The following is a 25,842-nucleotide window of genomic DNA, read 5'->3' on the forward strand; positions in this document are numbered from 1 at the left end:
AATAAGATAACATTCCACATGAATATCATGGGCTAATAAGCACCTTTACCTCTTATCACAACCGCAATTGTACGAATCAAAATACTGATATCCAGCCATAATGACCAGTTACGTACATACCAGGAGTCCATCCTCAACCGTTCGCTGAATTCAATTTCGTTCCGGCCGCTGACCTGCCATAGGCCGGTTATACCCGGGCGGGTCAGGAGTATATCTTCCCTACCACCCATAGACACTTTTTCCCTCGGTAAATACGGACGCGGGCCGACCAGGCTCATGTCGCCCTTGATCACATTAAATATCTGAGGCAATTCATCAAAGCTGAACCTTCTTAAAACAGCCCCCACCCTTGTGACCCTGGGGTCGAAATCTTTTAGCTTGGCGTATTTCTCCCATTGAAGCCTTGCTTCCGGGTATTTAGACAGGTATTTCTTTAATATGAAGTCTGCATCGGGGAACATGGTTCTAAATTTGTAACATTTAAATTCCCTGCCGCTTTTACCTATACGGTTATCCGTATAAATAATTGGGCCTTTGGAATCAAGCTTTATCGCGATAGCCAGGATAAGCATTACCGGTAAAACTATTGTTAATAAAACAAAAGATAATAATAAGTCAAAAGTCATCTTAACGGCCATATTAAACCGGTCATTGAGGTTGTTTTTAATTTTTAAAACCAGTGTTCTTTCATTAAATAAATTTTGAACTTCGACCCCTTCCATGGCCATACCGAATAAGTTCGGGATGACCAAAAGGTTATAAGCTTTCCTCTGCAATCGATTAACCAATTGAACCAGGTCATTGCCGGGAAGGCCGGGCGCGGCGATAATGAGGTCTCTGATACCGCTTCGTTCCATTATCGCTTCTGCTTCATCAAATGTCCCCAGTACCGGTATTTCCTCTCCCGAAGGCAGTTTGGGCGGGTTTTTTTGTTTATAATTATCGTCATCCAAAAAACCAACAGGTTTGTATCCGATTACGGGTTCATGGTGAAAGGTGTGAAGGATAAGTTTTCCCGTTTCACCCGCGCCCAGGATGATAACCGGTTTCTCCCATATGTGCAGTTTGGCAAGCAATATTTTGCCGGCATAACGCAAAGCCGGTATGATAAACAAGCTAATGGCCCAGGCCAGGAAAACCAGTGTACGCGAATTGGATCCGCCTTGTTTTGTAAGGAACACCCCACATATGGCTACCAGGAAAACAAATGTAGTTGTTTTAACCAGTTGTCCTGCTTCTTGCCAGAATGGCAGCCGTTTTGAATACATCTTTTCAAAAAGTAAGAAAACAACGCCCAAAAACGGTATCCACCACAAAGCGTATAGGTAGTCCAAAGAAGTGTAGGGCAGCGAAACAAAAACCGCCGGCAGTGCAAATACACGTATGATATAAGCCAAACCAATACTTGCTGCAAATGATAACAGATCTGTGCCCATTAATAGCGGTATGGCCAGTAAACGCAAGCTGCCGTTACCTGCAAACGGCATGTCGGCTTTTTTTTGCCCCGCTTTTAAATACGGTTTTTCTACAGGGCCGGCAGTTGCAGTTCCTATTTCCAAGCTTTTATTGTAACTCACGTTCTCCACCAGCCCTTTACATACTGAGATAAAACTTGCGCAGGGTTATTTTAAAACCGGAATGCTCTTCAAGGCAGTATAGCTATTATAAAGCGTTTGATCCAGTTGATTCACCCGATTAAGTAAATTCTTTGATTCTTGCAAGTTACCGCTTTTCTCATGCAATAAAGCTTGCCACAACAATGCCTGAGCTTTAATTGAATTATCATTTGATTGTGCAGCCTGTTGAAGATACGACTGCGCGTCTGAAAAATGACCCAAGCAATAGGCTGCCCTGCCAAGTATAAGCTTTAAATTATCACTTAGCTGAAGTGGCGGGCCGTCCCACATTTCTTTATCGGAAACGCTGATTGATGCAGCCTGCTTTGTCAGCAGCCGGTTAACGTCAATTGATTTGTTTAAATATAACCCGGCATTATCGTTGTTGCCCTTGGACAATTCCTTTAAACCCATATTGAAGTAATTATTGGCGTATTGTTCATATGTTTCTATGTTATTGGGCGCAAGCATGATGATCCCTTCAAGTTCCTTCGCTGCAAGTTTATTATTGTTGGCTAAAATGGCAATTTGCACCAGGTTATTTTTGGGTAGGAAATTAAATTTACTCAATCTTACAGCTGATTCCGCTTCTTCTAAAGCCTTATTATTAATTCCCTGCTTGATATATGCTTGAGACAGGGAAATTCTATACGTACTGTTAAAGGGGTTATATGCCGCTGCCTTTTCCAAATATTTGGTTCCTTCGGCTATATTTCCAGCATTGAAATACGCCGCTGCCCGGTTGTAGAAACTGTCAGCCCGGGCCAGATATGTTGATGACACTATGATAAACAATGCCATTGCCGTAACTATAGCAATTGAAGTGTATTCCAAACCGGCCGGCCTTTTTTTCGTTGCAACCGGAACAGGGTGGGCGGAAGCAATACCAAACAAGCTCCATAATACAAGGGTCAGCGCTGAAAGCGACAGGTCAAAGTCAATAAGTGCATGCGCGCTGATCATAAGGAAAACAGAGGCAAGCAGCCAAATAATTTGCCGCCTTAATATGTTATCTGGATTTCCACGGTATTGTTTATACAGCGTTAACAAAAATGACAACCAAATGCCGGCTACGATTAATACACCGGGAATCCCTGTCTCGACACCTGTCTGGAGATAGTAGCTGTGGGCTTGACGGGTGGTATAACGAAAACCCAGGTACGACTCATATGCCTCGCTCCACCCGCCGCCTCCCCAACCAAGCAGGGGACGGTCTTGGATCATTTGCAAGGCGCTGTCCGCATAGTGAAAACGCTGGTACGCCGTCCATAGGTATTCAAAGCTCGTCGCTTTCTCGATCAGCCGGGGTTTGCCGGACAGCCAAATTCCACCCACAACACCTGCAGCTACTATTATTGATGCAAAGATTAATATATATCTCTTGTCATTCTTTGCCCACCCGGTGAGAATTCGCCGGTTCAGGCTATTAAAAATTACCTGATAAATGACGGCGGCGCATATTCCCGTTATCATCCAGGCCCAGGCCGGGTCATAATGTTTGTCCTGTACAAGCGTGATGAATTTATTAATCGTAAAATATGAGACCAGTCCCAAGCAGCCGGCTGTCAATAAGGCTGTCAGCCTTTGTTTGTTTCCCATTCCGATGAGGTAAACAATAAAAACCACGCCGAACGCCAGCAATCCGCCCCGCGATTTACTGCCCAGCAAAACAGCCAACAGCAGAAAGTTGCCGCAGGCATAAAGGTATCCCGGCAGGTTGATGCTTAAAAACCTTGTTTGTATGTCACGCGCCTGGTTGGCTGCTGTTTTAATTATAATATCGTGCTGCTTTTGGTTGGAAAGGTTCCACAAGTATAAACCAATAAAGAACACCGCCCCCAGGTAAGCGCCCAGGGCATTGTGGTATTGCAAAGTTGATGAAATAGTACCGCCAAATTGAGTAACATTAAACCCGTCTTTAATATTAATAACCTCCGTCGCCGTAGCCAGACCGGCCAAGGCAACTCCAACGGCACTTATGTAAACCACATGCAATAATTTATGTATATCTTCCTCATTGCGGATTAACCGGGAAACTGACCAGTATGTGAGGAAATAAAGTATATTTTTAACCACTTCGTCAATCGCCAGGCCCTTATTAACAGCGGTAAAGGAACAGATTATGTAAACCACCGGCAGGGCCAGCGCAAGCCAGTCCAACGGTCCGCGCAGGAATTTATGGTCGTTTTGCAGCCAGCGCCACAGGAAGGTGAGCCAAAACACCAGGGCAGCGAATACAAGCGCTTTTTCCTGTTGTGGTGCAAAGAACAACCCCCGAAAGTACGGCGGGAAAAACAGCAGCAGTGCCAGACCCCAAAACGCAACCTGACGCAGGGCGTCAAATTCATGCTTACCGGTCTGATCTTTTTCCTTAATGGATTCTTTGTTAGCCTTTTTTCTTTTTGCAGACATTCAACGGGTCTCCTATTTGGAAAAATCACGGTTCGAGGACCGGTACTTTATTACCTCTCGACATTTTAAATTTCAACAAAATATCCTGATATCCTTCACTATAAGGGAAATTATGTTAACTTATTTTGGACAACATAAAATAACCTGGTGCTTATGACATTTTTCAGTCATTAAGGTAGAAGGATCATACTGCCGCTCATAGACCCATAGGCATCTGAAGCAGCCCTGTCACACGGCTCACCGATGATGGGAATAACAAAAAAGAACGCCCGTTCAACTAGTTGTAGGTGTTCTTTAATACGAAACTTGTCGAAGTTTTAAGACGCCTTGCGCAGGGATTCATCCTTCAGGCAATATTTCTTTCATGGTTTTAATAAAAGCATACACTTCCCTTTCCAGGCAGCCGACCGTTTGTGGAAATTTATTCAGTAAATCGACAATTCTTTCAGTAGATAGGTTAAATCCATATACATTCCTGAAAACGTGCCGGAATGCCCTGAATTCGTCCAGTTTTGCGGCTGTCTCTTTAGTGATAAAGTACGGGCGTATATCCGGAATGTCCAGGGACATTTGCAGCAATAACTTGCGGTGCCAATTTTCGTCTGCGGGTAAAGCTTCATCTATTTCCCTGGCCACTGTTTCAAAAATGTTTTCAACGGCTACGTAAAAATCATGCAATATTGATCCAACGGCTCGCAGCAGAAAGGTATCTCCCTGCGGCAGGGCCGATCTGATATTTTTTTTTGAACCGGATAATCCCCTGTCTGAAAGCTCTTTAGAAAGGTTTTTGATGTTCTCCAGTTCCTCTTTAATCCGTGATGCCACTACAGCAAATCGTTTAGGGGTCATAAAAGTTTTCCCTCTCTCCTGGCTTTATCTCTTAAGCCCGGGCTGGCGTCTTCACTTAAAACCACGTTTACTTCCACTGGTGCAGCAATTTCCTCCATTTCAACCAACATGCGCCAATAATTTGCTTCAGCCGGAAACTCCTCAACCATTAGATCGATATCGGAACGATGGTCAAAATGTGTCCCCCGGGCTAAAGACCCGTAAAGATAAACGGATTTTACTTTATATTTTTCCTTAAGGTGGGTGGCCGCAGCTGCAGCCTTTAACATAGCGTCCCGTCGCAGTTTGTCCTTTTCGTCCTGTTCTCTGGCGGCCCTTTTTTGCCAGGCCTCGCGCAGGCTTTTATTTCTTTTCGAGCTGTATTTCATGGTAATCACCAAATTTATTCTTACTCTTTTTATATATTATACCAATTATTTTTTATTTTGTATTAAAGCGTTTAACAATAGACAGTATGGGATTCGCATTTCCAGCCAGGTAGGAAAAGGGGCGGGCTGCTTTATTAAGTACTAAAAGCAGCCCGTCTCCTCCGAGTAACGGGCGTCTGGATTATTTTACCGCTATGCCCCGCCCGGTGCACCGCCGGGGGCGCCTTTTGGCGCATACCGTTTCATTTCAATGGCCCGCTGCGCGTCCACGCGTTTTTTGGTGAGCAAGAATATGAGGGGTATGACAAATAAAACAATAATCGTACTGACAAAGAAAGTGTCTCCAATCGCCACAGCCATGGATTGTTTTTGCAGGGTGAGCGCCATTAAAGCAGCGGCGGTATGATCCCCTCCGGCAATACCGGCTGCGGCCAGCTGCGCCCCGACACCGTGCAGCAGAACCGGTGCCATGGGGTGATTAACGCCGGTCACGTCGCCCATTATTTGGTAATGATACGTCTGCCTTTGCAGCATAACCCAGGTCAAAAAAGCAATACCCAGCGACGCCGATATCTGGCGGACCAGGTTGTTCATGGCCGATGCCCGGCCGGAAAGAAACGGCGGTACGGTATTCATCCCCGAAGTGGTGATGGGCATCATCATCAGCCCGATGCCTCCGGCCCGGATGACCAGCATCGCCTGCAGCCAGTGCAGGGATGTATTTATGTTGATCACCCGCATGCTGTAAGTAGTGATGATTAATACGGTCATTCCGACGACAGCCAGCGGGAAAGCGCCTATTTTATCGAACAACCTGCCGCTGATGGGCATCATTATGCCGCTCATCGCCGCCATGGGCATTAACAGCAGTCCCGTTTGCATCGGTGTCAACCCCATGAGGTTCTGGGCGTAGATGGGGATGAGAAATATGGCCGAAAACAAGCCGATGGTCAATATAGCCGTGGCCGTCAGGCTGGCCGCGAAAATCGGGTTGCGCAGCAGCTTGATATCCAGCATGGGCTGCGGCGTCTGCAGCTCCCAGATGACAAACAGCAGCAGCAGGAAAAAGGAGCTGACAAACAAGGTGACGATATATTGCGAAGTCCAGCCCTTGTCCTGGCCTTCGCTCAGGGCCAGCAGCAGGAAAAAGCAGCCCAGCCCGCTGAAGATAAATCCCGGCAGATCGAATTTAAGGTCGGACAGGATTTGGGATTCCTTCAAGATCAACCTGGCCAACACACTGACCACGACTCCAATGGGCAGGTTGATGGTGAATATGGTGTGCCAGGAAAAATTATCGACCAAATAGCCGCCCGCGGTCGGCCCGATGGCGGGCGCCAGCATGGCGGTGATGCCCCAAACGCCCAGGGCCATGCCCAGTTTGTCCCGGGGCACGATGCGGAATATTATGGCCATGCTGACCGGGATCATCATCCCGCCGCCAATAGCCTGAATTACCCGGAACGTCACCAGCGAGCTGTTGCTCCAGGCCAGGGCACAAAGAGCTGAACCAATGGTAAAAGCAATCATTGACAAGATATACAGTCTTTTATAGCCGAACCTGTCGCCCAGGTAACCCGTCACCGGGATAACCACCCCGGACACCAGGAGGTAGGCGGTCATCACCCACTGGATGCTGTCCGCACCCACGCCGAAAATGGACATGAGCTTGGGCAGGGCCACGTTGACAATGCTGCTGTCCAGGATGGCCATAAACCCGCCCGCAATTAAAATGAACACGGAGGCCCAGGGGATGGGTACATGCTTTTCCTTACTTGACATGGATTTTCACCACGGCGTTGGTACCGTACAGCACCCGGGAAAGATCGGCGGCAGCATCAAACCGGACCCGAACAGGGATGCGCTGCACCACTTTGGTAAAGTTGCCGCCGGCGTTGGCCTGCGGCAGCAGGGAGAAGGTGGATAAAGTGGCTTCGCCGATAAAATCAACTTTTCCGGTATATTTTTTGCCCGGTTGATTATCCAGAGTGATATCCACCGGCTGGCCCACCTTAACTTTATACAGGTCGGTTTCCTCCACATTCGCCGTAATGTAAAGTTCGCCGGGCTTGATTACCCACGCCACCGGCTGTCCCGGCGCGCCGATTTCCCCGGCATGGGCCAGTTTCGCAATTACCAGGCCGCTTACCGGCGACTTGACCAGGGTAAGGTCGGTATTGCCGCCCCGCGGCAGGGCGGTGTCGTCCATTCTGGCGAGAACCTGCCCGGCCTGCACGGTATCGCCTTCCTCGGCTTTAATATCCAATATCTCTCCTGCAATTTGCGGGCTAACCTTATAGATATCTCCGTCCACCTTGGCATCTTCGGTGCTCACGAAATGGATGTTGTTATACCAGTAATATCCTGTAACGCCACTCAGCGCAGCCACCATTAATACCAGGACAATAATTATGGTTACTTTATTTTTCATAGGCTTCGCCCCCTTTTTTTTCTGGTTGTGGGGTCAGACCCCAGTTACCTGTTCCTGTTAATTGTTACTGTTAGCGTGTGCGGGCTCAGACCCCAGCAGAAGGGGCTGTTTTAAGGGCTTGATCATTTAACCGGTTAATCCGCCCTCATGCAGCCCGTTATTCCGCCCCTTGTTCCTCTTGAGCTTGAGTTTTTTGCCCAGGTCGTCCAGGATGGTATAAACGACCGGCACCAGCAGCAAAGTGATCAGGGTTGAAAACAGCAGGCCGCCGACCACCACCGTGGCCATCGGAGCTTGGGACTCGGAGCCTTCGCCGATGCCCATGGCCATGGGCAGCATGGCCAGTATCGCTGTCAGCGCGGTCATCAAAATAGGCCGCAAACGGGTGGGACCGGCTTTAAGAATGGCTTCGTCGCGTTCCATACCCCTGCCCCGCAAAACATTGACGTAGTCCACCAGCACGATGGCGTTTTTCACCACGATACCCGCCAGCAGGATCACTCCGATAAATGCCGGCACACTGAAAGACCTGCCGGTAAGCAGAAGGCTGAAGATAACACCGATAACGGTAACCGGCACGGAGAACATGATGATAAAGGGATACAGCAGTGATTCAAACTGCGCCACCATCACCAGGTAGACCAGGATAACTGCCAGTATCAGCGCCAGTCCCAGGTTGCCGAACGCCTTCATCATTTCCTCGTTTTGGCCGCCGAATTCAAAGGTATAGCCGGGCGGCAAAGGCAGCTTATCCAGCTTGGCGCGGATGTCTTTGGTCACACTGTTCAAGTCCCGACCGCTGAGGTCCCCGGTAATGGAAACATACCTGGACTGGTCCTCCCGGTTAATGGTGCTCGGCCCCTCCTGCTCATCAAAATCGGCCACCGTGCCGAGGGGCACGGACAGGCCCGTCTGCGACGTTACGTTAAGGTTTTTCAAGTCGGCCGGGCGGGCCGATGCGGCGTTGGCCAGCTGCACCCGGATATCGATCTCGTCTTCACCGGTGCGGTACTGGGTGGCCACGGAACCTTCAATAGCGGTGCGCAGCGTGGAGGCCACTTCCGCCGCCCCGAGCCCGTACTGCGCGGCCTTTTCGCGGTCAACCCGCACCTGGATCTCGGGCAGCCCTTCCGCCAAACTGGTCGTAACCTGCGTGGTGCCGGGCACCTGCTTAACTATATCCGCAACCTCGTTGGACAGTCGTTTTAACGTATTGAGGTCGTCACCTTTGATATCGATCTGTATGGGCGAGCCCGTGCCCTGGCCTTCGGAAGCCGGGCCGGTGGCGGAAACCGTAATATCCGCGCCGGGCATGCCTTTGACCATACCCCTGATTTCTTCGGCCACGGCTTCGGAGGACCTGTTGCGCTCGCCTTTTTTGGCCAGTTCAAAATATACCTGCCCCCGGTCGCTGCCAGATTCGCCGCCCATGCTTTCGCTGCCCGTAAAACCCACACTGGAATATATATTCCGGACTTCCGGTATTTTTTCACCCAGTTTCTCTATAGCGGTTATGTAGCGGTCGGTTTCATCCAGGTTGGTACCGTTGGGCAAATCCACCTGGACCTTGACGTACCCCTCATCCATAGTGGGCATGAATTCGGCGCCCACCAGGGGGAAACAGGCCATACTGGCGATAAAGAGCACCACCACGCCGGTAATTACCCAGCGCCTGTGCCCTAATGACCACTGCAGCATTTTTTGGTAACGGGCATACAAACGGTCGAGCCACTTTTCAGAAATTCCGTAAATCCTGCCTGTTAGCGTGGTTTCTTTGGGCTCCGACAATTTCAAAAACCTGGACGACAAAAGCGGCACCAGGGTCAGGGCCACCGCCAGCGAGGCGCCCACGGAAAACGATACGGTCAGCGCCATGGGCTTAAACAGCTGGGAAGCCAGCCCTTCCACGAATACGATGGGCAGGAACACGGCAATGGTGGTCAGCGTTGAGGCGATAACCGGGCTGGCCACCTCGGCGGTGGCCAATTTGGACGCATCCACCAGTGAATAGCCCTGCTGCCTGTGGCGGTAGATATTTTCCAAAACCACAATGGCATCGTCAACAATCAGGCCCACCCCGAGGGCAAGCCCGCCCAGGCTGATCACGTTCAAGGTCATATGGTTGAAGTAAAGCAGCACAAAAGTAAACACTATTGATATGGGGATTGACGTCGATATGATCAGCGTGCTCCGCAGGTTGCGCAGGAACACCAGCATCACCAGCATGGCCAAAATGCCGCCGAAAAAGATTTTGTCGACCACGCTCTGAATTGATTGTTCAATAAATTCAGATTGGTCCAGCAATACTTTAACTTCAAAGTCAGCCGGCAAACCGGGCTGCATCGCCGCAAGGGCTTTTTTGATGTCCTTGGCCACCTGGACGGTATTGGCCACGCTCTGCTTGTTGATCATGATGGTCAGGCCCGGCTTGCCGTTCACCCGGCTTAAACGGGTGGCTTCCTTGGTGCCGTCCTTGATTTCCGCCAGGTCCGAAAGGTGCACCTTAACCCCCGCGGGCGACGTTAACACCAGGTCCCTGATATCATTCACATCTTTGAACTCACCGGTCGCCCGGACCAGGAGGTCCTTTTTGCCTTCTTCCACCTGGCCGCCGGAGACGTTCATGTTTTCTGTTTTCAGCGCCTGCACGATTTGGTTGATGCCAAACCCGTACCCCTGCAGGCGGGACTGGTCCACCAACACCTGGATCTCCCGCTGGGCGCCGCCCATAACCCTAACGGCGGCCACGCCGGGTACCCGTTCCAACCTGGGTTGAATGTAATTTTCCGTAACCTGTTTGACCTTTACCGGGTCACGCCCGGATACCGCCATCTGCATAATGGGCAGCATGTTGGGGTCCATTTTAAAAACCACCGGGTTGCCGGCACCGTCCGGCAGCATGGGTTTGATTAAATCGACCTTTTCCCTCATCTGCAGGGAGGCGAAATTCATGTCGGTGCCCCAGTTGAACATGACAATAACCAGTGATGAACCGGTGGAACTGACCGACCGGATCGAATCCAGGTCGCTGACGGTGCCCAAAACCGATTCCAAAGGGCGCGTGACCAGGTTTTCAACTTCCTGGGGGCCCGCGCCCGGGTAATCGGTCACAACAACCGCCACGGGCAGGTTCATCTCGGGGTAAAGGTCAATATTAAGGCGGCTTAGAGAAACGCCGCCCAGAATCAGTACAACGGCAACGAGCACAGCAATGAACAACGGTCTCTTAATCGAGAATTCAGTTATTTTCATCTGCTCGTTTCACCTATTTCTTTACTTCGACTTTAACATTATCCTGCAGTGAGTCCTGACCGGAGACAACCACCTGTTCGCCTTCTTTGAGCCCGTCCTTAATTTCTATATTCTTACCGTCGCTGGCGCCGGTTGTGACCGGGCGGCTGACGGCTTTATTGTCGTTGATGACCCAAACGTTATCCCTGCCGTCTATTTTTACCACGGCTTCCCTGGGCACAACCAGGGTTTCTTTCTTTTCACCGGCCAATTGCACTTCGGCAAACATGCCGGGCTTTAATTTTTGATCAGGATTATCAATTTGCACTTTAATGGGATACGCCTTGCTTACCGGGTCGGACGCCAGGGCTATGTTGGTGATAACACCGGTGAAGGGCGTGGCTGATACAGCGCTGACCAGCACCGGAACTTTCTGACCCTGTTTGATCGCGTTAATCTGGTTTTCAGTAACCGTTGCTTTTACTACGACTTTGGCCAAATTGACCACAGAAACCACCGGAGTGGGTGAAGCCGGGCTGGCCAGCTCGCCGGGATCGACGTTCACAGCGGTAACCACCCCGTTGATGGGTGACTTGATAAAGCAGTTGTCATACTGCTGCCGGACGCTGGCCAAAGTAGCCCTGGCAGCGGCCAGCGCCGCCGTTTTGACTTGTTCGAAATCAATCTTGGCCTGCTTATAGGGAATCTCATAAGCGGTTTCAAAACCTCCCAGGCCGGCCTGCGCTATCGCCCCTGATTCATATAATTGTTTGCCGCGCTCGTAATTGGCTTTGGCCTGCTCGTAATTGATTTTGGAAACTTCCAGCGCGGCTTCGCATTGGGCCACACCCTCTTTGGCCTGCCGGACGGCGGCAGCCTGTGCTTCGTTCTCCAGGGTGACAAGCACCTGGCCCTTGCTCACCTTGTCGCCAAGGGCGACGTTAACGGAATAGACTTTGCCGCCCTGACCGCCGGGAACAACATCAGACGATGCCAGGGCCTCAAGCTTGCCGGAAACGACAGTTGTATCCGCCAGCACACCTTTCACCGCAGCAGCTGTTTTAACGGGAACTACCGTTTCCTTTCCCTCAGCGGATTGTTGTTGTTTGCCGCCGCAGCCGGCCAGGGCCGATAAGATAACCAGCCAAACAGCTAATAGAATAAAGACCTTGTGTTTAATAATCGACAACCCCCTTTAGCGCATATATCTTCTTTAGCTAAATCCTGCTATTTTGTGTCTTTCCCCAGTTCTTCCCGACGGATCATATCAATTATCTTCTCGTAGACATTAATCATATGTAACAGGTCTTCCTCAGACAACTGCCCGAGGTAGCGCTGGAGGACCCTGCGCCTTCCCTCCACGCAGCCGCGTACCACTTCCCGGCCCTCTTCCGTCAGCTCAAGCCACACCACCCGCCTGTCCTCTTCGGACCGGTGACGAGCCACCAGCCCGGCCCGGCACAGCCGGTCCACCAGCGCAGTAATGGCGCTCAGAGACACGTACAGGTCCTCGGCCACCTTGGAAACCGTAACCCGCCCTTGATCGTTAATAATATTCATCAGCACAAACTGATTGCGCGTTACCCCCTTTTCCATTGCGTCCCCCAGTTCCTGGTGCATCCGGCGCAAAAAGTACTGCACCATTTCGTCCAGGCGGTCAAAGTAGCGGTTAAGCACTTCCTGCTTCACATCCTGTTTCATTCTCCCTCCCTCCTTACTTTGTCAAATTGTTTTTCCAATTATTATTTGCAGAATTAATAATTCACTAGGTTAAGTTTATTCTTTCTATTGAAGGTTGTCAATTGGCTAACCTGTTAACTTGTGCTTAAATGGGGACGGTTTTTGCTTGCTCTCCCGATAAAGAGCAAGCATGAACCGCCTCCACCACTTGTGTCGCACGTGTAACAAGTTTGGTGCCTTGCGCCCCCTTGCCTTTATAAAAGGGCACAAAAGGCAGCCATATGGCTGCCTTTATCAGTTGCTGGGATATTTAAAATTAAATTACGGAGTGCAAATTTACTGAGCGCCTGTTTAGCACCTGTCCCAAGTTAAGCGCCAGGCACCGGATACATGCTTTGCGCCCGACTCCCGACTTCCAACTTCTGACTTCCAACTCCCGACCCGTTATTCCAATACTATTTCATAAATCATATCCCACAACATATATACAGTAACTTTGTAACCGCTTTTAAGATTGGTTTTACCTATAGTGACGCCGCCGGGATTGTGGATATATACATTATCTTGTAAGTCGTATTTTTTCCAGCTGGTTCCTTCCACCAAATAAATACTGTCCTCATCAATATCAACACTATAGGCCAGTTTGCTGGACACTTTATCCATAACCCTAAAAATATAACCACCGTCATCGTTTTCGATAACTTCCATCCTGTCTCCGACAGCCAGGACGCTGATTGCCGAGTATACTTTACCGTCGCTTTCAACCTTGCTGCCACTGCTGAAGGACAGCAAGGCGGTTTTGCCGTTGAACAACTTCAGGCTTACGGTGCTTCTGGTTGTGTCGATAAAAGTTACCTGCCCGTACTGCGGGTTGAGCACTTCAACCGTCTTCAAATCATTGCCGCTGAAAACAGCCCGCACCAGGTCGCCTATATTCACATCCGCCACATCGGGATAAGTTATGCCGGGGATAATCAACTCCGCGCCGTCCCTGATATGGAGCCATCTACTGTCCCCCTCTTCATCCACCACATCCAGCCGGTTTAAAGTATCCCTGACTGTTTCCACCCTGCAAATCAGAGTGCTCCGCAAATCGATTTCCACCACTTTATCGCCGGATAATACTAGGTACGCATAATCGCCCCGCCTGAGCTCGTCAACTTCGTCCCGGTTATCCTGGCTGTTGACGTCGGCATTTTTGGATATAAAATAAGTTTCTTTATCACCGTTGTCCCTTTGGAATTCCATAATCAAACTGTCGGCATCAATGCTGGTGATTACACCACCAACCTTATTGTCGGTTGCCAGATAGATGATGTCCCCGTCAAACAGGCGAATCTTGACATCCATATCTTTTTTAACATCACTTAAGTCTGCATTATCGTCATCATCCACAATGATACGCGCATTGCCCAAAACATCATATACATCTATCGTCCCAGTGCGGTCTTTCAGGGTGACCCGGTCGTTTGTCGTGTCAACGGCCATGACGGTGGCGGTAAAATCATTTTCAGCCTGGCGCCCGAAAACGGTTATTGATGTTACCGCGCCGTCGTTGATTGTCGCCGAAACCGTGTCCCCCTCTTGCAAATCGGAAACATAAGCGCCGGTCGTACCGGAAATGTTGACCTGCACGTCCGCAGGCAAAGTGTAGACATACAGCTTGCCGTCCACTTCAAGGTTGATAAAATTCTTTGCAATATTCAAGGCCACAATCTTACCTGTTAAAGTAAGCCGTGAGGCAACCTCCAATATTTCAATTCCGGTGACTTCGTTGTCTTGTACGGTTACCTTAACCCGGTCACCCGTAGTAATATCATTCAAGGCGGGCAGCCGAACACCCGGAGCGGTAACATTGACCGTGCCGCTCAACCTGTAAGGCTGCAACCGGTCATCACTTAATTGAAGGGTCAAAAGCCCGGCTTCCTGGTCCAAGTCATATACGACCCCTTCTGTTGCCAAAGAGCCGCTTTTTGATTTAACATTTATACTCAAAACGTAACCTTGCGCATCCAGTCCAACACTTACTTCATCCCCGGGCTGAAGCGCATTTAAACCCTGGGCGCTGGAGCCCACAACAGAAACGGAAGCGCTACCCGGCAGGTAAAGAGTTTTTAGATTCCCCCCAGCCTCCTCCACCACAAAGGCGCTTAATTCCGGATAAATTTTTACCACCAGTCCGCTTACAGTGCTGGACGCCTGCTGCCCGGCATTGTTGCCGCCCGTTCCCTGCAATGCATTTGATGCGCGGCTTAAAAAAGATACCATTTCCGCCCGGGTTACTTCACGGTCGGGCTTAAATGAATTATCAGGATAGCCTGCTATCAACTTGTTGTCCTGGGCCACCCTCACATAATAAACAGCCCAATCCGGTATTTTAAAAGTATCCGTAAATACGGGCATTAATAATTTTTCCTCGGCTTCCGCTTCTTTACCGATCATCCGCACCAGCAGCCTGGCCACCCAGGCCCTGTTTGCAGCACTGTAGGCGCTGAACTGATCGGAATCTTTGATCAACCCCTGCTGCAATGCCAGTTTAACATCACTTACCGCATAACTGGGAACAGGGAATGAAACTTGAGGAAGTGTACCGGTTGAAGAATTCTGCAAACCCAATGTTCTAACGGCCATGCAAACTGCTTCAACCTGGCTGACGGTATTGTTGGGTTTGAAGGTCCCGTCCGGGTAACCGCCTATAACGCCCCGGCCCGACATTGTTTTAATGATGTTAGCAGCCCAATGGTCGGACTTGACATCGGAAAAATCAGCCCGTGCCGCTCCGCTAAAAAATAAGGTCGGCAGCATGGCCAGCAATAAAACCGCCAATCCCTTGAGCAGGCTTTGTTTCCACATCATAAAATCCACTCCCCCGGTATTTTTTCTGCACCAAACTTGCCTTTACACACTTGCTCTACTTGCTTTTAATAATTTATATTTATTTCGACAGCTATAGCCCAAATCCTGCCAAGTAAGGATAAATCCTCTGCACTGATTTGACGACAACTATAAAGAGTTTACGGAAATATTTCTGTGGGAAGATGAACGCAAAGTAGATAAGACGGGTTGGGCAAGCTTGGCCGGTAATACTTATGAGGTGGATTTGGAACTGGTGGGCCAAAGAGTTTTGCTAAGGTGCTTGAAGAATAGCATATAGGCCGGGTTTTAGCTGATTATGACACAAAAAAGGCAGCCTCTTGGTCTGCCTTTTTTTGTTGTTCGGATATTCTCGAACTACTGAGAGCTTGTATTGAGTTAACTGCCAGGGTAACGTTTTTATATGTTGTCAACAACCCCGTCCCCGTGTCATCATGGCACCCTAACACGGGGCGATGGCATGGCGGGATTCGCACCCGCTATATAAGGCGACCTAGCTCGGACGCACAGCCCGGCACCTTATTGACAAATACGAAAATGGTTATAAAATGATAATTAACTAATTAGTTAGTTAATTATCGAAAGATGGTGTTGCCATTGAAAGATATTGAATCAAAAGCTAAGGAAACCAAACAACGTATTCTGCGGGCAGCGGAAAAAATTTTTGCCCAAAAAGGTTTAGACGGCGCCAGGGTAGATGAAATTGCCGGGCTGGCAGAAATAAATAAACGCATGCTTTATTATTATTTTGATAATAAAGAAAAACTGTACCAGGCCGTGCTGAGTAGAAATTTTGCCAAAATCTATACTACGGGTAAGCTGGCTGTCAGAGAGGGCAGCAGCCCCAGGGAAAAGGCTGAGCAGGTTATTAGAAGTTACTTTTATTTTCTGGCGGAAAATCCTGAGTATGTCCGCATTATGGGCTGGGAGGCCATGCAGGGCGGAAAATATGCTAGGGAATTACTGCCCGGCTATCTTTGGGAAAGCTGGCCCGCTTTAAATGAGATTATGGAATCAGGGGTTCAGGAAGGAATATTCCGGCCCAATATTGATATTCGCCAATTCTTGGTGAGTGTGAATTCTTTGTGCCTTCATTACTTCACCCGCCGGTACATGTTGCAAATTATGTGGGAGGAAGACATAACTTCCCCGGCGATGCTGGAAAAAAGGCTGCAGCATATACTTGAACTGATTTTTGAAGGCATCTCCTGTTAACTTAATCATTGTTACTTAAATCAGAGGGAGGATCAAAAAGTGTCTGCCGGTGCCTTTACAAAAATTAATCTCCAAAAAACCTTGGTGGCAGTCCTGTTTTTGGGGCTCATAATTGCCACCATAGTTATTTTTCATATTTACTTTGCCAGCAAACAAAGTGCCCTCGCCGAAGAACAAAAAAGCTTAACTACCACAGGAACGGTGGAAGCGAAAAGTGTGATGGCTTCTTTTAAAGTACCTGGGAAAATAGTCAAGTTCTATTGTGACGAAGGGAGCAAAGTGCAGGAAGGGCAGAAACTGGCCAAACTGGAGAGCATAGAAATAGCGGCTAAGCTAAGTCAGGCTCAGGGTGCCTACCAGTCAGCCCTGGCTCAGGCCCGCGAAGCAAGTGAGGCCATTTCGTTAACCGACCAACAGGTGGAAGCTGCCATAGATCAGGCCCGTGCTAAAGTGGCCCAAGCAGAGGCAAGCCTAAATAATGCTCAAGAGACATATGACCGGATGACCGTCTTGCACCAAGAGCAGGCCATTTCCGACGATGACTACGACAAAGCAACCACCGGCTATGCCTTGGCTCAAAACCAATTAAAAGAGGCCCAGGCTGTCCTGAGCCAGACACTGGCAGCCCGCATCAAGGTGCAGGTATCCCAATCACAATACCAGGCTGCACTTGGCCAAGCTGAACAGGCACGGGGAGTTGTCAAGGAAATCCAAGCCACCTTGGATAACACCTTGCTAAAATCACCGCAAACCGGCTATGTCACCCAAAAATATCTTGAGCAGGGGGAAATGGCCAACGCCGGTACCCCTGTTCTGGAAATTACCGATTTGAAGCATACATACGTCAAGCTTTTTATTGATGAGAAAAAAATTGGCCGGGTACACCTTAAACAGGAGGCGGAAATTAAAGTAGACGCCTATCCCGGCAAGATTTTCCGGGGCCAGGTGGTCTGGATCAACGATGCCGGAGACTTTGCTGTGCAAAAGGCGGTTAACGAACAGTTTAGCCACGATATCCGCAGTTTTGAGGTAAAGGTGGCTGTCCCCAATCCGGACCTGACACTGAAGGTGGGTATGACTGCTGTGGTAAAGCTGCTTGAGGAATAAAATTAACATTGGAGGGATTCAGCTATGCCACCTATTATAGAAGTCAAAGATCTGCTTCAGGTTATAAGAAAAAAAAGCGTTTTTAATGGAGTGTCCCTGGAAGTTCAGGCAGGAGAATGTTTCGGTTTGTTCGGCAACAAATCCGCCGGTAAAACAGCCCTGCTGCATATTCTGGCTGGTATTGACAGGTTTACGGCAGGCAGTGTCAGGATCATGGGATACGATATCAGAAAAACCGAAAGATTTAAAAGCCATTTAGGGCTGGTAACTCAGGAAAGAAGCCTTTTTCAGGATTTAAAGGTTTGCGAAAACCTGGACTTTATCGCCGCACTAAAAAAGGCCGACTCACAAAACATCAGGCAGGTGGTGGAGCAACTGGAACTGCAAAGTTACTTAAATGAACCGGTAGAAACACTGGATGAAGGTGTCTACCAGCGTCTTGCCCTGGCCTGTGCATTAGTAAATGCACCCAAGTTATTACTGATCGACGAATTAATTGACGGCCTTGATTTCCATTCTTATAAATTAATTGCCAAAGCAATAAAAAATTATTTATCCACTGGAGGTACTTGCCTCTGGGCGTTTCACAGAGTTAAATTTAGTGCTTACATGGACAGGATAGGCTGGCTGGATAAAGGAGAAATTATCGTTTACCGGCCCGGTGAGCTGATAAAAGAATATCGCAATATTTTTCAAATAAATGAAAAACACAAGCTACTTCATTAATATTGGAGCAACTCAACTTTTCAAAAGTGGTGATCATTATGTTTAAGCAAGGCCTGTCCGTAATGTACCGGGAAATAACTTATATGTGGCGGGACCGGGGTCTGAGAAACCTCTTGCTCATTGGACCTTTGCTGGGATTGTTTTTATTTTACGCTACTTACAGTGCTCAGGCAATCAAAGACATACCCACAGCCATAGTCTGTTTGGACCGGTCCGACACCGCACGTCAGCTGGTTGAGGACATGAAAAATGCTGAATATTTAAAGGTTATAGCCTATCCCCCTAACTTTCAGGATCTGGAGGAGTTAATTAAAAATGGCCGTGTTGTGGTAGGTATAGTTATTCCGGAGGATCTGGGCCAAAAGGTTGCCCTGCACCGCCAGGCAACTGTCCTGGTTGCGGTGGACGGCAGTAATATGATTTATGCTACTAACGCCGCCAGTGCTGTTATGACTGTTACCCACACTATCAGCGCCCGGGCAGGCATCAATGCCCTGGTATCTAACGGTATAAACTTCAGCCAGGCCCAGGAGGCTTACCAGGGTATTAATATTCGGGAAGAGCCGTGGTTTAACCCCACCTTGAATTATGCTTATTTTTTAGTGTTGGCTTTAACTTTAAACATATGGCAGCAATGTTGCACGCTGGTTGCCAGTATGAACGTAATAGGAGAAACCGGGCGCAGGAGTTGGTACCAGATTAAGGCCTCCGGCATTTCTGTTTTTAAATTGTTTTTCAGTAAATCAATTGTACAGGTGACCATGTTTATGCTTCTGGTTCTACCCATTTATATTATTTCCTATATTTTCCTGCATATCCCTATGCACTGCAATTTTGGATTGCTGCTATTGTTTACACTGGCTTTTACTCTTGCCCTGCACAGTATTGGTACACTAGCCTCCAGCTTGAGTCACAGTGCCATAGACTCCATTAGATTGGGCATGCTGATTGCACTGCCTTCTTTTATACTTTCCGGTTATACCTGGCCAATGGAGTCAATGCCCCATTACCTGCAGCAAGCCGTAAAAATATTGCCACAGACCTGGTTTTTTCAGGGTATCAATTATTTAACCTTTAAAAACCCCGGGCCGGCATTTATTGGACATTACTTTCTGATTCTGTCCCTTACTGCAGTCACCTGTTATGGGGTGGCGGCTATCGTGACTTTACGTAAATAACAGCATAATCCCTTGGCCTTCTCCATTCGAAGGATAAATTTCATGCAGGGAGGATCTCACTTGCGACAGGTGCTAAACATAACTTATTATGAAACGATTCACATATTACGAAACAGACTGCTCTTAGGGCAAATATTTTTCGTGCCATTTCTCTACACCTTGCTTCTCGGCACGGTTTATATCGCAGGAGTTTTAAACAATATTCCCCTGGGCGTAGTTGATCTGGATAACTCACAATTGAGCCGGGAAGTTGTTACTGCTTTTGCCAACAGTCCGTACTTTAAATTAAATAAACAAATAAATACCTACCACGGACTGGAACAGGCAATGAGAGACGGTACGGTGCGGGCCGGCATAGTGATCCCCGAAGACTATGCCCAGAAGGTTTCCTTGCATCAAAACACTAAAGTTTTAATGGTCTATGACAGCTCCAATCTTATCTGGGGCTATAATACCAGGAAATACGCCCGTGAGGTAATTAACAGCTTTAATATCGATCATACAGCAGCTTATCTGGCCGGGTTGGGTTTAACCCAAGAGGAAGTCCATAATAATATGGACACAATTTCCTTAAACATGGAAGTATGGTATAACCCCACGTACAGTTATGCTACCTTTATCCTTTTAGGAATCATTTTAATGATACTGCACCAGATTGGACTGCAAAGTGTCGGTTTAACTGTTACCAGGGAAAAAGAGCAAAATAGCTGGCTTCAGTTTCTCAGTTCATCAGTACCTCCATGGAAAATTTTCCTGGGCAAATGTCTGCCCTATTATACCGGCGGCTTTTTTAACTACGCCCTGCTGCTCTGGCTTGCCAGTGATCTGATACACGTAAAAATCAGCGGCTCACTGTTATTATTAATCCTTTTAGGTGTAATTTATATTCTTGTTATCAATGCTGCGGGCTTTTATATTTCGGTAAAGGCAGCCAATTCATTGCAGGTTACCCGGTACATAATGCTGCTGTCTGTCCCTATGTTCATTATTTCCGGTTACACCTGGCCAAGCAGATATATACCGCCTTATATAAACAAACTGGCCCATTTGCTGCCCTTCACCTGGATGTCTGAAGGTTTTCGGTTGGCCACCCTGAAAGGATTGGGGTTTCATTACCTAGTCAGCCATATTCTTGCACTGACCGCAATGTCTGTGGCGGCGCTATTGCCGGCAATGACCTTCGACAAACACAGAAAGTTTCCGGGATAATAATAGACTGTAAACACCTATATTTTTAAAATTTTTTTGTATAAAATTTTTAAAAAGAAACTTTAATCTAAATTGATTAAAATTTCTTGATTTTACGGCTAATTCATTTTATATTTATATATAGCTCAGGGGCGAAAGTATCTTTTTTGAAAGGAGTGAACAGAGCCATAAAATGAATACGGGTTTTTCTGTATTTTTTAACTTTTACAGGAAGTAGCTAATCCAGGATTTTTAAATTTATTAGGAGGTAACGCCTTTGCGTAAAAAATGTTTATTATTTCTTGTTGCGGCTTTATTGATCGTTTTAATTGCTACACCGGCCCAGGCGAAAACTCCCTCGGTTACCCTGAACGGCAAGATTTTAAACTGCTCAACTCCCCCGATTATTGACAACGGCAGTACCCTTGTACCCATGCGGACTATTTTCGAAGCTTTAGGCGCCAGTGTGAAATGGGACGCCTCCTCTAAAACTGTAACTGCCACCAAAGGCAGCACTAAAATTCAGCTGGTTATTGGCGGGCAAGCTTACAGAAACGGTGCAAAGGTCAATTTAAATACACCTGCCCAATTGTATCAAGGCAACACCATGGTACCGCTGCGTTTTGTCAGTGAAGCCCTGGGCGCCAGCGTAAAGTGGGACGGTAGCACATCAACAGTTAAAATAACTTCGAGCGGCGCGCCTGCACCAGCCCCGGCAAAACCGGCGCCGCAATCGCAGCCCAAACAAACGGAAACTTCAACTTCAAAAAACCCAGGCACCTCAGCTAATAAAAGCGCAGCTAAAACACCTTTTGAAAAATACTTGGACGGAATGCATGCCCGTTTCCTGCCAGATAAGGCTAAAGGCAAGTCTATCACTTACCAGTTTATTATTAACGAGGGACATCCCGGCAAGTATTACGTCAGCATTAAAGATGGCAAATTATCTACAGGCGAAGGCACTGTTTCAAGTCCCTCTGTTACAATCACTGTCGGTGAACAGCTGTGGCTGGATATTGCTGCCGGCAAAGTTAATGGAACAACGGCTTACTTAACCAAAAAATTTAAGGTTAACGGCAATCCATTGCTGGTACAAGAGATGGAAAAGTATTTCAGAAAGGAATAATTTAACCAAAAACACACAAGCATTGGATAAAAAACGCCGTAGTGTTTTACTACGGCGTTTTTTAATACCTCTATATAATATAACAATATATGTTCCTAATAGCGTTCCTAATAGCCCAAGCCACAACCGCAAGTATCTCAAAAAGGTATAAAGATTAAGTTTACCGGAAGGTATGACCCGGCCGGAGGTATAAACTCCAGCACTTTCTCTTCCCCCGATCCAATTACACCGATCATGGCGAACTCCGTCTGCGGCTGCATTATGCCTCGGTTGGGCAAATTAAAAGCCTTTCCGTCCCATTCTCCGGACCCGGCAAATACGCCCCCACGGGGTGAGAATATAACCCCCACCCGGTGCTTGGAATGAATTCTTACCCGGTAAACCACACCGTAGTTGCCGCTATTGTTGCCGAGCAAGCCATAACGGCCCATGGTGCTGGTATTTGTATCCTTGCCGTATAAGAACGCATCATCTTTACCGTCTGCTATGATTAACCTTGTCGGCTGCCCGCCGTCCACCTGCACCGACATTGACCGGTCAGCCATCGGAAAGGTACCCCGGATGTGTTTTTCGTCCCTGGGAAGAACCGGAAGTTTTTCATACATATTGATCGGGTCCTGGCTGCCCACTGCCACCACCGCAAATAACAGGTTATCACTCGCATTTATATCAAACATGCCATGCACGGTTTGATTGGGTTTGATTTGAATTTGGTCACCATTATTCAGAACTGCTTTTTCGCCCGGCTGCAACTCTAGAAATCGCGCGTCGCTTGGATTAAAGTCAAAGTAACGGTAAGCAGCAGTACGCCCTATTGTCATGGGGTCGCCGGGACCGGCAACACCAAATTTTTTTACCGCTAATTTAACCGGCTTGTCACCCTGATTTATTGCCAGTAGATAAATTCTTTTCGTTTCACTGGAACCGTTAAGATGGTGGTAAAAAAGCCGGTTTTCCCCTTTCAAGGTATCGCTGTACAATATTCCGTCTTCCCTTACGGTCTCCGGGCTATCGCTGACAAGCACCTTATTCCTGGTCATACTTACTGCAGGATCCACCATGGGTAGTTGTAATACCGGTAGATTAATATTCCCCAGTGGTTCGCCCGGAATGGGGTTGTGCAGGTTATATGTCAGCCTGTCCATCAATACTTCTCCGGTCACTTTGACCACCTTTGTGCAGGGCTTACTCCACGCACCCCGGCTATCCTTGACCGTCAAAGTTACAGTATATTCCCCCGTCGCAAAAAAAGCCCTTTCATTTCCTGACCACTTTCTTTCCACAATTTGGTCCCCGTCGGGATCTTTGCTGTTATCTTCATAATCAACTGTTTCCCCCTGGTCAACCGTATCCTTTTTTATTGTAAAATCAGCCACAGGGGGCTTGTTGGGCGGCGGCAGCTGTTTAATATTTATTTCCTTTGTTTCCGGCATATAAACTAACCCGTAATTCATGTTTTCCACCAGAAAACGTAGAGGTACCAGCGTGACACCCTTTTCAATAACCGGCGCTGCTCCAATTGTATGTACCGTTCCGTTAACCAACGCCTCTTTACTGCCCTGTTGCAGCTGTATTTCCAATTCTACTTGCAAAACGTTTATATTTTTCGTTTCATTGTTCCAGTTTACCTTTGCGCCGAAATTTTCAGCAATAAAACGCAAGGGTACCAGAGTAGAACCATCGCTGACGCGGGGGGCAACTTCCATTTCATATGGCTCCCCGTTTACCTTAGCGAGCGGCTCGCCTAACGTTATTGTTATTGCTTTGGTCTCGTTATCGGCGCTGGCCGAAACAGCAGTCCCAGTTAAAATGAATATTGCTAAAAAAATATACTTTAAAAATTTCTGCAAATGTTCCACCCCATTTAATATTTTTTTATATTATGGACTGCTAAAAGGTACTTTTTGTTCCATGTTATTGTAATTTGTTTTATTAGAACAGTCAAATTGTAGCATTTTTAAACTGTAATTTTAAAAGCAAAAACGCTTGTACCCGAATTAAACAGGTAACAAGCGCTTTTGTTATTGACTGGTTAAATAACTCAATAACTAATTCAATGCTATTTGACAGTCAGCGTGGCGGTCTTGGTTGTGTTATCCCAGCTGGCTGCGGCGCCAAGGGCAATACCGGCTTGGGACAGGGACACGAATGTCCGGCCGTCTTTCAGTTCCGCGCCCTTGTCGGTGGGCAGAGCCACGCCGTTCAGTTTAACCTGACTTACGCCCACGGTAATCTGGGCCACGCGGTCGCCCTTGATAAAGGTAGCGGTCTTGGTCGCGTTATCCCAGAAAATGTTCTGCGGGGCCACACCAAGCGCATTGGCTGCGTCGCGCAGTTGTACCATGATCCTGCCGCCGGAGATGTAGCTGCCGTTGTCACCAAGGGTAACGGTGGTGGTCAACTTGCTCTCGCCGGGAGCCGGAGTGCCCACTGTTGCAAGGACAGTCTTGGCAGCGGTAGCTGTTTCAGGGAACAGTTGGTAGTCGCTGTTAACAGGGAAGCAATCCTTGTCGCTTACTCGCAGGTACCCGCCAACAGCAGTGCCATATTCGTCTTTTACATCAGATTCGTTGTTTACTTCGCCTACTGCAGCGCCTTTAACTTTAACAGTTACGTCCCCCTCGGGAGCGGTGCGGTCCACACCGACTTCCAGGTTCTTCAGCTCGATGGTGCTGGCTACGCTGCTGTCGCTGTCGATGGGGATAATCAGGTCTCTGTCGTTGTTGCCCGTGGTTATGCCGCCATCGTCAATTTTCAAGTTGCCTTCAGTTACTTTGATGTCGGAGTATTTGCTCCACTTGAAGCCTTCGGGCAGCTGGAGGATCAGGTCGTTGTTGTCGCTTATGGCACCGGCCACATTCTCGGTAACGGTGAGGTCTCCTACCGCCTGGCCGTTTTTACCAATGCTCAGTACGGGTGTGGCTGATGCTTTAATGGCTACCGGCTGGCTTACTTTGGCTACGGTCAGTTCTCCGGTCAGACCGGCTGTCCCGCCTGCTTCGATGACCAGGTCGCCTGTAGTGCCGGGTTCAACGGCCACTTCCATTCCGGAAAGGGTCAGTTCCGCTGCGTCTGTGGACGGACCTGTAAATGTCCATTTTGCTGTTTTACCGTCTTTGCCGGGGAAGCCTTCAAAGGTCAGGCCCGCGCTGTTGTCGCTGTCGGTGTCGATTTTACCCCACTTGTAGTTGGAGGGCAGGGTCAGCAGCAGGGTACGTCCAGGTACCAGGCTCCCCTTAATGGATTCTTTGATTTTGATGTCGGCAATCTTTTGTGCCAGTTGACCGGATACGATGTTGGTGGGTTCACCGGCACTGATGCTTGTTTCAAATTGCCCGTAATGGCCGACGACGATTTCGTTCTGGTTGTGGCTGGTGTCGCCGTCTATCTGGGCTACTACGTCGCCAACTTGTGCTTCGGTTTCATCTGATACGGTTATAGGTGCTTCAAACTTAAAGGAGATGGCTTTGGTACTGCTGAATTCGGTAAGGGTATCAACAGTTCCGTCACCGTTAATATCGTATTTGATGCTTGCCAGGTTTAATTTGAGTTTCTTATTGTCGGCAGTAAATGCTGCTTTAAGCACGTTCTCCAATTGAGCGCCGGAGATGGTTTGGGTTGCACCATTGTTAACTTTTACGCTGGCTTCGCCCCAAAGTACGGTTACTTTGGATACTGCGCCCCACTCAAAACCGTTCGGAAGGGTGAATTTCAGGCTCTCGGCTTCGTTGTCCAGGGTGTCGTTTACTGATTCATCAACACGAATGGTTGTCGTGTCGTTGTCGCTGAATGTGGGGTCATCTGTTACTACGATGTCAACGTCACCGGATCCAACGCGACC

The 25,842-nt window shown here is 48.2% G+C and carries 18 protein-coding genes; 6 read left to right on the forward strand and 12 right to left on the reverse strand.

The features are described 5' to 3' along the window. Positions 1-32: 32 nt before the first annotated feature. The 10 genes from wbaP to H569_RS0108865 form a co-directional block, all read right to left on the reverse strand. Positions 33-1,577 (reverse strand): undecaprenyl-phosphate galactose phosphotransferase WbaP, encoded by a 1,545-nt coding sequence (gene wbaP / locus H569_RS0108815; protein WP_051273491.1) that lies wholly within the window; start codon positions 1,575-1,577, stop codon positions 33-35. 45 nt (positions 1,578-1,622) lie between these two features. Beyond that, positions 1,623-4,028 carry an O-antigen ligase family protein gene (locus tag H569_RS0108820; RefSeq protein ID WP_027364702.1) on the reverse strand — a complete coding sequence of 802 codons (2,406 nt, stop codon included), beginning with the start codon at positions 4,026-4,028 and terminating at the stop codon, positions 1,623-1,625. Between the two features lie 339 nt (positions 4,029-4,367). Continuing rightward, positions 4,368-4,877 carry a ribonuclease toxin HepT-like protein gene (locus H569_RS0108825; protein WP_027364703.1) on the reverse strand — a complete coding sequence of 170 codons (510 nt, stop codon included), beginning with the start codon at positions 4,875-4,877 and terminating at the stop codon, positions 4,368-4,370. Further along, positions 4,874-5,245 carry a nucleotidyltransferase family protein gene (locus H569_RS0108830; RefSeq protein WP_027364704.1) on the reverse strand — a complete coding sequence of 124 codons (372 nt, stop codon included), beginning with the start codon at positions 5,243-5,245 and terminating at the stop codon, positions 4,874-4,876. The genes H569_RS0108825 and H569_RS0108830 overlap by 4 nt, the downstream gene beginning before the upstream one ends. Before the next feature lie 192 nt (positions 5,246-5,437). Continuing rightward, positions 5,438-7,027, reverse strand: a complete 1,590-nt coding sequence (locus H569_RS19800) for a DHA2 family efflux MFS transporter permease subunit (protein ID WP_051273492.1) — start codon at positions 7,025-7,027, stop codon at positions 5,438-5,440. Next, positions 7,017-7,676, reverse strand: a complete 660-nt coding sequence (locus tag H569_RS0108845) for an HlyD family secretion protein (protein WP_027364705.1) — start codon at positions 7,674-7,676, stop codon at positions 7,017-7,019. The genes H569_RS19800 and H569_RS0108845 overlap by 11 nt, the downstream gene beginning before the upstream one ends. Before the next feature lie 126 nt (positions 7,677-7,802). Further along, entirely contained in the window at positions 7,803-10,928 is a 3,126-nt protein-coding gene (locus tag H569_RS0108850; protein ID WP_027364706.1) for an efflux RND transporter permease subunit, read from the reverse strand. A gap of 13 nt (positions 10,929-10,941) precedes the next feature. Then, positions 10,942-12,096: an efflux RND transporter periplasmic adaptor subunit gene (locus tag H569_RS0108855; protein WP_051273493.1), complete on the reverse strand. Its 1,155-nt coding sequence runs from the start codon at positions 12,094-12,096 to the stop codon at positions 10,942-10,944. 38 nt (positions 12,097-12,134) lie between these two features. Next, positions 12,135-12,608: a MarR family winged helix-turn-helix transcriptional regulator gene (locus H569_RS0108860; RefSeq protein WP_034630046.1), complete on the reverse strand. Its 474-nt coding sequence runs from the start codon at positions 12,606-12,608 to the stop codon at positions 12,135-12,137. A 423-nt stretch (positions 12,609-13,031) separates the two neighbouring features. Beyond that, the gene (locus H569_RS0108865; RefSeq protein ID WP_027364709.1) at positions 13,032-15,443 is read right to left on the reverse strand and encodes an S-layer homology domain-containing protein; all 2,412 of its coding nucleotides are present in this window, start codon (positions 15,441-15,443) and stop codon (positions 13,032-13,034) included. A gap of 615 nt (positions 15,444-16,058) precedes the next feature. Between H569_RS0108865 and H569_RS0108870 the strand changes: the two genes are divergently transcribed. The 6 genes from H569_RS0108870 (at position 16,059) to H569_RS21295 (ending at position 22,001) form a co-directional block, all read left to right on the forward strand. Continuing rightward, a complete protein-coding gene (locus H569_RS0108870; protein ID WP_027364710.1) occupies positions 16,059-16,676 on the forward strand; it encodes a TetR/AcrR family transcriptional regulator in 618 nt (205 codons plus the stop codon). A 39-nt stretch (positions 16,677-16,715) separates the two neighbouring features. After that, positions 16,716-17,783, forward strand: a complete 1,068-nt coding sequence (locus tag H569_RS0108875; RefSeq protein ID WP_034630049.1) for an HlyD family secretion protein — start codon at positions 16,716-16,718, stop codon at positions 17,781-17,783. 24 nt (positions 17,784-17,807) lie between these two features. Beyond that, positions 17,808-18,509 carry an ATP-binding cassette domain-containing protein gene (locus tag H569_RS0108880; RefSeq protein WP_027364712.1) on the forward strand — a complete coding sequence of 234 codons (702 nt, stop codon included), beginning with the start codon at positions 17,808-17,810 and terminating at the stop codon, positions 18,507-18,509. A gap of 38 nt (positions 18,510-18,547) precedes the next feature. Continuing rightward, entirely contained in the window at positions 18,548-19,687 is a 1,140-nt protein-coding gene (locus tag H569_RS0108885) for an ABC transporter permease (protein WP_027364713.1), read from the forward strand. Between the two features lie 69 nt (positions 19,688-19,756). Next, positions 19,757-20,896, forward strand: a complete 1,140-nt coding sequence (locus H569_RS19805) for an ABC transporter permease (protein WP_238492511.1) — start codon at positions 19,757-19,759, stop codon at positions 20,894-20,896. A 256-nt stretch (positions 20,897-21,152) separates the two neighbouring features. Then, positions 21,153-22,001 (forward strand): stalk domain-containing protein, encoded by an 849-nt coding sequence (locus tag H569_RS21295; protein ID WP_027364714.1) that lies wholly within the window; start codon positions 21,153-21,155, stop codon positions 21,999-22,001. A 137-nt stretch (positions 22,002-22,138) separates the two neighbouring features. Here the strand turns inward: H569_RS21295 and H569_RS0108900 are convergent, their stop codons facing one another. Continuing rightward, positions 22,139-23,851: a stalk domain-containing protein gene (locus H569_RS0108900; RefSeq protein ID WP_027364715.1), complete on the reverse strand. Its 1,713-nt coding sequence runs from the start codon at positions 23,849-23,851 to the stop codon at positions 22,139-22,141. 209 nt (positions 23,852-24,060) lie between these two features. Next, positions 24,061-25,842 (reverse strand): copper amine oxidase N-terminal domain-containing protein (locus tag H569_RS0108905; protein WP_027364716.1); only part of this gene is annotated, 1,782 nt, incomplete at its 5' end.

This window comes from Desulfotruncus alcoholivorax DSM 16058, from assembly GCF_000430885.1.
GTDB lineage: Bacteria > Bacillota > Desulfotomaculia > Desulfotomaculales > Desulfallaceae > Desulfotruncus > Desulfotruncus alcoholivorax.

Excerpts from the sequence above, each read along its gene's own strand:
- H569_RS0108830 (WP_027364704.1), bottom strand. The coding sequence starts at position 5,245 with ATGAAATACAGCTCGAAAAGAAATAAAAGCCTGCGCGAGGCCTGGCAA.
- H569_RS0108885 (WP_027364713.1), top strand. The coding sequence starts at position 18,548 with ATGTTTAAGCAAGGCCTGTCCGTAATGTACCGGGAAATAACTTATATG.
- H569_RS19800 (WP_051273492.1), bottom strand. The coding sequence starts at position 7,027 with ATGTCAAGTAAGGAAAAGCATGTACCCATCCCCTGGGCCTCCGTGTTC.
- H569_RS0108880 (WP_027364712.1), top strand. The coding sequence starts at position 17,808 with ATGCCACCTATTATAGAAGTCAAAGATCTGCTTCAGGTTATAAGAAAA.
- H569_RS0108820 (WP_027364702.1), bottom strand. The coding sequence starts at position 4,028 with ATGTCTGCAAAAAGAAAAAAGGCTAACAAAGAATCCATTAAGGAAAAA.
- H569_RS0108850 (WP_027364706.1), bottom strand. The coding sequence starts at position 10,928 with ATGAAAATAACTGAATTCTCGATTAAGAGACCGTTGTTCATTGCTGTG.
- H569_RS0108845 (WP_027364705.1), bottom strand. The coding sequence starts at position 7,676 with ATGAAAAATAAAGTAACCATAATTATTGTCCTGGTATTAATGGTGGCT.
- H569_RS0108860 (WP_034630046.1), bottom strand. The coding sequence starts at position 12,608 with ATGAAACAGGATGTGAAGCAGGAAGTGCTTAACCGCTACTTTGACCGC.
- H569_RS0108865 (WP_027364709.1), bottom strand. The coding sequence starts at position 15,443 with ATGATGTGGAAACAAAGCCTGCTCAAGGGATTGGCGGTTTTATTGCTG.
- H569_RS0108825 (WP_027364703.1), bottom strand. The coding sequence starts at position 4,877 with ATGACCCCTAAACGATTTGCTGTAGTGGCATCACGGATTAAAGAGGAA.